General features: G+C 71.2%; 1 pseudogene. It reads right to left on the bottom strand.

From position 1 onward, the window contains the following. Positions 1-431, bottom strand: a pseudogene (locus tag E6R62_RS37655) (histidine kinase dimerization/phospho-acceptor domain-containing protein); the annotation flags it as partial. Positions 432-793: the final 362 nt, after the last annotated feature.

Here is a 793-nt window from a genome sequence, read left to right on the forward strand (position 1 = left end):
CCCGCGTCGAGCCGGGCCAGCAGCAGCAGGTCGGCGGCGAGAGCCTGGAGGCGTACGGTATCGGCCACCGCGCCCGGCAGGTCCAGCAGTTCGGGGTGGGCGGCGGCCACCTCCAGCTGAGTGCGCAGCGAGGCGATCGGGCTGCGCAGCTCGTGCGAGGCGTCCGCGACGAAGCGCCGCTGGCGGTCGACGGACGCCTCCAGCGCGGTGAGCGTCTCGTTGGTCGTACGGGCCAGGCGGGCGATCTCGTCACGGGAGTCCGGCTCCGGGACGCGCCTGCCCAGGTCCTCGGAGGCGGTGATCGCCGCCATCTCGCGGCGGATGCCCTCGACGGGGCGCAGGGCCCGCCGGGTCACCAGCCAGGTCACCGCGGCGGCGACGAGGAGCACGACGGGCAGCCCGGCCAGCATCGCGGCGCGCACGCTGTCGATGCGGGTCACGGGTTCCTCCTCCTCGGTGGCGTATGTGAGTGCCTGGGGTATGCCCCAGAAGGCGAATAGTTCACCGAATAGCTCGCCTTTCCACCCTTTTCGCGATGATGCCTTCCCTCAGGGCCCACAGCACACAGGGACAGGCATCCGGGTCATGCTGTGCCGCGATCGGTTCCTCGCGGCGGCCCTCTGCACCGCGCGTGCCCGCTCTTCGGCGGCCCACTCCTGGGGTGTTGCCGCATACGGGGTGCGCCTGGGAGGTAATCGCCCGAATCGGAGGAGTGAAGTGCCCGGCACGTCCGGTCCGTGCGAGGATCGGTGGGTCACAGAGGACAACGGAAGGCAGATCGTGGCTGAGCAGC

Origin of the sequence: Streptomyces sp. A1136 (assembly GCF_004795055.1) — a bacterium.
Classification (GTDB): domain Bacteria; phylum Actinomycetota; class Actinomycetes; order Streptomycetales; family Streptomycetaceae; genus Streptomyces.